At 62.5% G+C, this 6,475-nt stretch carries 7 protein-coding genes; 1 reads left to right on the top strand and 6 read right to left on the bottom strand.

Going from position 1 to position 6,475, the window contains the following annotated elements; translation table 11 throughout:
• Positions 1-434, bottom strand: a 434-nt coding sequence (locus tag N5C91_RS28660) for an electron transfer flavoprotein subunit beta/FixA family protein (protein WP_233299426.1), incomplete at its 3' end; no start/stop codon positions are given.
• Between the two features lie 310 nt (positions 435-744).
• Here N5C91_RS28660 and N5C91_RS28655 point away from each other — a divergent pair.
• Positions 745-2,433, top strand: a complete 1,689-nt coding sequence (locus tag N5C91_RS28655) for an electron transfer flavoprotein-ubiquinone oxidoreductase (protein WP_275094671.1) — start codon at positions 745-747, stop codon at positions 2,431-2,433.
• 107 nt (positions 2,434-2,540) lie between these two features.
• Here N5C91_RS28655 and N5C91_RS28650 read toward each other — a convergent pair whose 3' ends face one another.
• The 5 genes from N5C91_RS28650 to N5C91_RS28630 all read right to left on the bottom strand — a co-directional run bounded on the left by N5C91_RS28650 (position 2,541) and on the right by N5C91_RS28630 (position 6,413).
• On the bottom strand, positions 2,541-3,119 hold the full coding sequence (locus N5C91_RS28650) for a DUF1285 domain-containing protein (RefSeq protein WP_279833692.1): 579 nt from the start codon (positions 3,117-3,119) through the stop codon (positions 2,541-2,543).
• Positions 3,116-3,727 (bottom strand): DUF4823 domain-containing protein, encoded by a 612-nt coding sequence (locus N5C91_RS28645; protein ID WP_236198630.1) that lies wholly within the window; start codon positions 3,725-3,727, stop codon positions 3,116-3,118. Before N5C91_RS28645 ends, N5C91_RS28650 begins: the two co-directional genes overlap by 4 nt.
• A 64-nt stretch (positions 3,728-3,791) precedes the next feature.
• Complete coding sequence (locus N5C91_RS28640) at positions 3,792-4,685, bottom strand: radical SAM protein (protein ID WP_279833689.1); 894 nt, start codon at positions 4,683-4,685, stop codon at positions 3,792-3,794.
• A gap of 26 nt (positions 4,686-4,711) precedes the next feature.
• Positions 4,712-5,680 (bottom strand): radical SAM protein, encoded by a 969-nt coding sequence (locus N5C91_RS28635; protein WP_279833687.1) that lies wholly within the window; start codon positions 5,678-5,680, stop codon positions 4,712-4,714.
• A gap of 94 nt (positions 5,681-5,774) precedes the next feature.
• Entirely contained in the window at positions 5,775-6,413 is a 639-nt protein-coding gene (locus N5C91_RS28630) for a TetR/AcrR family transcriptional regulator (RefSeq protein ID WP_236170868.1), read from the bottom strand.
• Positions 6,414-6,475 lie beyond the last annotated feature (62 nt).

The raw sequence follows: 6,475 nt of genomic DNA, 5'->3' as shown, positions 1-6,475 counted from the left end.
TTGGAGGCGAAGGTGCCTTGCGCGTAGCCGGTCAGCGCAGCCAGCATCTGGCCGGTCTGGTTGTTGTCGCTGTCGATGGCCTGCTTGCCGAGGATGACCAGCTGCGGCTGCTCTTTGTCGACCAGGGCTTTCAGCGACTTGGCGATGGCCAGGGAGCTCAGCTCTTCGTTGGTTTCAACGAGGATGGCGCGATCAGCACCCAGAGCCAGCGCGGTACGCAGTTGCTCCTGGGCAGCGGTCGGGCCGACGGAGACCGCAACGATCTCGGTGACGACGCCTTTCTCTTTCAGGCGTACAGCCTCTTCCACGGCGATTTCGCAGAAGGGGTTCATGGACATTTTGACGTTGGCGAGATCGACGCCGGAGTTGTCCGCCTTGACGCGGACCTTGACGTTATAGTCAACCACTCGTTTGACAGCTACAAGAACCTTCATGGATTCCTCGTTTTTCTCCGGTGAATAGGAATGTCGCCAGACAGGCCTGGCCGGTAGTGCACGCCATCTGCGACTACATCCAGCGCAACGCGACCGCAAAACCGCAGGTATCTTGACCGCATCGACCGGGCGGGTCAATACACGAAAATACCCCTTCATAAGCCGCGGACCCCGATTCTATCAGGGTTACGCGCGATTCAAACAAACGTTTGTATTGCCCTCGATAAAGGGTTTAGATATAGCAACAGGTCTAGCTATAATGCGCCCCGCTCTTACTGGGTGGGGGCACGCCCATCCCAATACCTACAAAATGCCCAGAGCCTTGATTCAGGAGAGATCGATAGTGGAACGCGAATTTATGGAATTCGACGTCGTCATCGTCGGCGCCGGCCCTGCCGGTCTGTCCGCCGCTTGCCGACTGAAACAGAAGGCCGCCGACGCCGGTCAGGAAATCAGCGTCTGTGTGGTCGAGAAGGGTTCCGAAGTGGGCGCCCACATCCTCTCGGGCGCCGTGTTCGAGCCCCGCGCGCTGAACGAGCTGTTCCCCAACTGGAAGGAACTCGAAGCGCCGCTGAACACCCCCGTCAAGCGCGACGACATCTATGTGCTGAAGAGCCCGGAAGCGGCGGCCAAGGTGCCGAACTTCTTCGTGCCCAAGACCATGCACAACGAAGGCAACTACATCATCTCCCTGGGCAACCTGTGCCGCTGGCTGGCCCAGCAGGCCGAAGGCCTGGGCGTCGAGATCTACCCAGGCTTCGCCGCCCAGGAAGCGCTGATCGACGAGAACGGCGTAGTGCGCGGCATTGTCACCGGTGACCTGGGCGTCGACCGCGAAGGCAATCCGAAAGAGGGTTACTACACCCCGGGCATGGAACTGCGCGCCAAGTACACCCTGTTCGCCGAAGGCTGCCGTGGCCACATCGGCAAGCAACTGATCAAGAAGTACAAGCTCGACAGCGAAGCCGACGCCCAGCACTACGGCATCGGCATCAAGGAAATCTGGGACATCGATCCGTCCAAGCACGAGCAGGGCCTGGTGGTGCACACCGCCGGCTGGCCGCTGAACGACGACAACCCGGGCGGCTCCTTCCTCTATCACCTGGAAAACAACCAGGTGGTGGTCGGCCTGATCATCGACCTGTCCTACACCAACCCGCACCTGTCGCCGTTCGACGAGTTCCAGCGCTACAAGCACCACCCGGTGATCAAGCAGTACCTGGAAGGCGGCAAGCGCGTGGCCTACGGCGCTCGTGCCATCTGCAAGGGCGGCCTGAACTCGCTGCCGAAGATGGTCTTCCCCGGCGGCGCGCTGATCGGCTGCGACCTGGGCACCCTGAACTTCGCCAAGATCAAGGGCAGCCACACCGCGATGAAGTCCGGCATGCTGGCCGCCGACTCGGTTGCCGAAGCCCTGTTCGCCGGCCGCGAAGGCGGCGACGAGCTGAGCAACTACGTCGAGGCCTTCAAGGGCAGCTGGCTGTATGACGAACTGTTCCGCAGCCGCAACTTCGGCCCGGCGATGCACAAGTTCGGCGCCATCGGTGGCGGTGCGTTCAACTTCATCGACCAGAACATCTTCGGCGGCAAGATTCCGTTCACCCTGCACGATACGACCCCGGACTACGCGACCCTGAAGAAGGCCAGCGAAGCGCCGAAGATCGATTATCCGAAGCCGGACGGCAAACTCAGCTTCGACAAGCTCTCCTCGGTGTTCCTCTCCAACACCAACCACGAGGAAGACCAGCCGATCCACCTGAAGCTGACCGACCCGAGCATCCCGGTTGGCAAGAACCTGCCGCTCTACGACGAGCCTGCGCAGCGTTATTGCCCGGCCGGCGTGTACGAAGTGGTGAGCAACGACGACGGCAGCAAGCGCTTCCAGATCAACGCGCAGAACTGCGTACACTGCAAGACCTGCGACATCAAGGACCCGGCCCAGAACATCACCTGGGTAGCCCCGGAAGGCACCGGCGGTCCGAACTACCCCAACATGTAAGGCGTTGGCGGTAATGAAAAAGGCTCCCTCGGGAGCCTTTTTCTTTGCAAGCTAAGTACTTGTAGCGGTGAATCGCGCGGACTACTGTTCGCGTTCAGACCGCCAGGTCACGGCTGCGGCGCAATGGGGAAGAACTCCCCCGAACTCCAGACGCCCAGCCAGTCGGCACCGTCGATCTCGCGCGGAACGGCCAGCTCCACCAGCTGGTAGAACACGTTGCGATGGATCAACGCTTCCAGATTCACCCGGACCAGCACGTAGGGCGACGGCTCCTGGGTCTGCGGATCGAGTTCCACGCGAATCGGATGCGCGGCATCGGCCACTACCTCATCCTCGACATTGGTGGTGAAGCGCAGCACCTGCTGCTCGCCCTGCCCTTCGACCGTCAGGGTCACCGCGACGAAAGGCGCGTCATCGACAGTGATCCCGCACTTCTCCACCGGTGTGACCAGGAAGTAATCGTCGCCATCGCGGCGGATGATGGTGGAAAACAGCCGCACCATCGGCTTGCGACCGATCGGCGTGCCCAGGTAATACCAGGTGCCGTCGCGAGCGATGCGCATGTCGATATCGCCGCAGCAATCCGGATTCCACAGATGCACCGGCGGCAGCCCCTTGTCCTTGCTGGCGGGAATCTGCGCCAGCAGGTTGCCGGCCCGGTCCGATTGAGTCTGTGGATCAGTCATTGGTACTCCTCTCGCGTCTTCACCCCCAGCAGGCTGCGGGCATAGTCTTCCAGCGGCCGCCCGATCAGGTCTTCGGGGCTGGCGTCATAGAATGTCAGAAAACCGCCGCGGCTGCGGATAGTCGCACTATCGACCAGGTAGCGGTTGTCGGTCTCGATCAGCATCACCTGGATCACGCTGCGGTCGCGGCCCACGGCGTTGTCGGTGTCCTCATATTCCTCGTAGGTGCCGACATTGTCTTCCCCACGGGCAAAGCGGGTATACAACAGATAATTGGCACCCGCCGCGCGCGCTTCCTGCATCGCCCCCTCCAGCCCCAACGGACTCTTGGCCCGACGCACCAGCGGGAAGTACTGGACGAATCCCTTGAACGCCTCCTCCGCCACCACGTTAGGCCGTGCGTAAGGGTGGCCTGGCGGTACGAACGGACCCTGGGCGATATAGATGAAGGAGTCCTGCTGCAGGCGCCAGTTCGAGGTACGGCGGGTCTGGCTGTGATCGAGGAAGCCCGAATCACGCAGGTAATAGTCGGTGCCATCGGCCAGGTCACTGGGATTCATGCAGCCGCCCAGGCTGGCGAAGGCAAGGATCAACATCAGGTAGCGCATGGGAAATCTCCGGAGCCGGCGACGAAAAACCGGCATTCGGACAGGCAATGCAGCTTCCGCGCCATCACAGGCCGCGCTGCCATTCCTGGCGCAGATGCGCGCGCTGCGGCTGCTCGATGGCCTGGCGAACCTGGTCGAGCAACCGAGCCTTGTCCGCTCCCAGCGTGCCCTTGAGCACCAGGTAGTTGGACGCATGATCGCTGCGGAACACCGTGTCGCGCAGCTCCAGCGCACTCAGCAGGCGCTCGACCTCGACGAACAGTTCCGCCTGCGACAACGGCTGGAAGTCCGGGAAGCCTGCTCGATAACGCTCCTCGCCGGTGGGGAAGCTCACCACCAGGGTGGAGAGGAATTCCGGCTGCGCTTCGTTCATCAGGCGCGCCGAGTTGTCAGCGTGCTGGGCGCTCAGCGTACTGCCGCCCAGGCCGTTGAGAATCATCACCGAGCGCTTGATCCCGGCCTCGCCCAGCTTCTGCAGGGCATCCAGCGTGGAGGCATAAGTCTCGCCCTTGTTCACCCGCGCCAGCACTTCGTCGTCGCCGGACTCGGCGCCCACATAGGCCATGCGCAGGCCCGCATCGGCCAGCTCCTTCAGCTCCTCCACCGACTTCTTGCGCAGGTTGCGCGGCAGACAATAGCTGGAGACGCGGTCCACCTCAGGCATGTGCTCACGGATCGCGCGCAGGATGTTGAGCAGGCGCCGTGTCGGCAACACCAGCGCATCGCCGTCGGTGAGGAACACGCGCTGGACGATCAGGCGCTCGCCACAGCGGCGAATCTCCTCCAGCACCTCGGCCTCGTCGCGGGCGCGGAATTTCTTCTGCGGCTGGGTATACATCTCGCAGAAGCCGCACTGGTTCCACGAGCAGCCGTTGGTGACGGGAAGAATGAGCGAGTGCGCCTCGCTCGGCGGCCGGAACACCGGCTCGATATAGGAAATGGGGAATTCGTTGGGCATGGGCTAATCAGGTTTTGAGGGCGATCTCAGCCGCCGATGATCTTCATGATGGTGACGCCACCGGAGAAGGCGACTTCCTGTTTGTCCGCCAGGGCGCTCACCAGCAATCGCTGCAGGGCCGGCAGCGCCTGGTGGCGCGGCTTGTCCAGCAGGTCGCCGACGTAATGGCGATTGCTCGACGACAGGCAGCCATGCAGCCAGCCGGTGGAGGACAGGCGCAGCCGCGAACAGGTCCGACAGAACGGCACGCTCTCGTTGGCGATCACGCCAAAGAAGCCCCGCCCCGGCACTTCGTAGCGCAGCGCGGTGGCATCCACCGGCGCATCGGCCTGGACGTAGGGATGACGTTCGCCGATCAGCTCCAGCAGCTCCGGCATGCCGATGAACTGCTGGTTGAAAGCATTGGAATCACGGGCCAGATGGCCCATGCGCATCAGTTCGATGAAGCGCAGCTCGAAGCCGTGCTCCAGGCAGTAGTCCAGCAGCGGCACGACCTGGTCGAGGTTCTGTCCGCGCAGCGGGACCATGTTGAGCTTGATCTTCAGGCCCGCCGCGCGGGCCTCGTCGAGCCCCTTGAGCACCGAGCCCAGATCGCCGCCACGGGCGATGCGCCGGAAAGCATCGGCATCCAGGGTATCGAGGGAGACATTGAGGCGGCGGATGCCGCAGTCCAGCAGCAGCGGCAGCTTCTTCGACAGCAGCTGGCCATTGGTGGTGATGGCAATGTCCTGCAGGCCGAGACGACTGACACCGTGCAGGAAGGCATCGAGCTTTGGACTGACCAACGGTTCGCCGCCGGTAACTCGCAGGCGCTCGATACCAGCGGCCTCGATCAGAAAGGCGACCCCGCGCACCAAAGACTCCGCCGACAACTCGTCCTGCGCGGCGACCAGACGCTTGCCATCCGGCACACAGTAAGTGCAGGCGTAGTTGCAGGCGGCGGTCAGGCTGACGCGAAGATTGCGGAAGCGCCTGCCCTGGCGGTCGACGATCATGCTCGGCTCCGGTGGGTATCACTCATGCAAGTATATCCCCACCCTCACCGACCGCCCTGTCGCACGAACGACGATGGGCGACGCGAATGCCGACTCAGGCGGCAGGTGTATCGCCGTCGCGCTTGCGCTTGTTGCCCATGCGCACGCCGATGTCCATGAGGAACTGGAAGAAGCCCTCCTGGTCCTCCAGCACCTCGCGCCAGAACGGCGAGTGGTACAGCGCCACGGCGCCATGCACCAGCGCCCAGGCTGCGCAGTAGTGGAAGTAGGCCGGCACATCTTCCAGCTTGCCTGCCGCGATGCGCTCCTTGATCAGTTGGCTCAGGCGCTCGAAGTTGGACTCGCGGATCTTGTGCAGCTCCTCGATCATCTCCGGGACCTGGCTGGTCTTCACCACCTTCTCTTCCAGGCGGTCGAACAGGCGGTAGCGCTGCGGGTCGCGCATGCGGAACTCGAAGTAGGCGCGCGACAGGCGCTCCTTGTCGCGGGCGACGTCTTCGGAGTGGAACAGGTCGGCCAGATCGCGCTCATAGTCCAGCATCAGGCGCAGGTAGATCTCCGCCTTGGACTTGAAGTGCTTGTAGATGGTGCCTTTGCCGATGCCCACGGCATCGGCGATCATTTCGACCGTGACACTGTCTTCGCCCTGTTCGAGGAACAGCTTGAGGGCGGTGTCGAGGATTTCCTGTTCGCGACGACGGAATTCGCGAACCTTGCGCGGCTCTTTCTGCATAAAAAGACTGTTCGGTCAAAAATAGTCAAAATTCGAAGCCGCGTATTATGCCTATTCAGCGC

This window comes from Pseudomonas sp. GD03903 (assembly GCF_029840045.1).
Classification (GTDB): Bacteria; Pseudomonadota; Gammaproteobacteria; order Pseudomonadales; family Pseudomonadaceae; genus Pseudomonas; species Pseudomonas pseudonitroreducens.
This window is presented reverse-complemented; position numbering and strand designations above follow the sequence as displayed.

Excerpts from the sequence above, each read along its gene's own strand:
- N5C91_RS28640 (WP_279833689.1), bottom strand. The coding sequence starts at position 4,685 with ATGCCCAACGAATTCCCCATTTCCTATATCGAGCCGGTGTTCCGGCCG.
- N5C91_RS28645 (WP_236198630.1), bottom strand. The coding sequence starts at position 3,727 with ATGCGCTACCTGATGTTGATCCTTGCCTTCGCCAGCCTGGGCGGCTGC.
- N5C91_RS28630 (WP_236170868.1), bottom strand. The coding sequence starts at position 6,413 with ATGCAGAAAGAGCCGCGCAAGGTTCGCGAATTCCGTCGTCGCGAACAG.
- N5C91_RS28635 (WP_279833687.1), bottom strand. The coding sequence starts at position 5,680 with ATGATCGTCGACCGCCAGGGCAGGCGCTTCCGCAATCTTCGCGTCAGC.
- N5C91_RS28650 (WP_279833692.1), bottom strand. The coding sequence starts at position 3,119 with ATGACTGATCCACAGACTCAATCGGACCGGGCCGGCAACCTGCTGGCG.
- N5C91_RS28655 (WP_275094671.1), top strand. The coding sequence starts at position 745 with ATGCCCAGAGCCTTGATTCAGGAGAGATCGATAGTGGAACGCGAATTT.